Origin of the sequence: Pseudomonas sp. PDM32 (assembly GCF_019219225.1) — a bacterium.
GTDB classification, from domain to species: Bacteria; Pseudomonadota; Gammaproteobacteria; order Pseudomonadales; family Pseudomonadaceae; genus Aquipseudomonas; species Aquipseudomonas laurylsulfatiphila.
Genome location: NZ_JAHUWE010000050.1, coordinates 1 through 366, shown reverse-complemented (window position 1 = coordinate 366; position 366 = coordinate 1). Strand labels below are relative to the sequence as shown.

General features: G+C 65.8%; 1 protein-coding gene. It reads left to right on the top strand.

The genetic code is table 11. The annotated features are described in order from the left end of the window. Positions 1-366, top strand: a 366-nt coding sequence (locus KW846_RS29740) for a VCBS domain-containing protein (protein WP_218486468.1), incomplete at both ends; no start/stop codon positions are given.

Genomic DNA, 366 nt, shown 5'->3' with positions numbered 1-366 from the left:
CCAACGGCACCGATGGCGTTGCCAATGCGGTGCAGGTGCTGAAGGCGGGCGAGAGCCACAACGAAGTATTCAGCGTGCAGGTCAGCGATGGCCTCGGCGGCGTCGACACCCAGCAGGTGACGATCACTGTCACCGGCAGCAACGACGCGCCGGTGCTCAGCTTCGCGACCGGCAACGAGGCCGGCGCGGTGCAGGAAGACACCACGCTCAGCGTGAGTGGCCAGTTCAGCTCGGCCGATATCGATCACGATGCCACGGCGACCTGGAGCATCAATGGCTCGCCAACCGGCACCTACGGCTCGATCGCCGTGGACAACAGCGGCCAGTGGACCTACACGCTGGCCAACGGCACCGATGGCGTTGCCA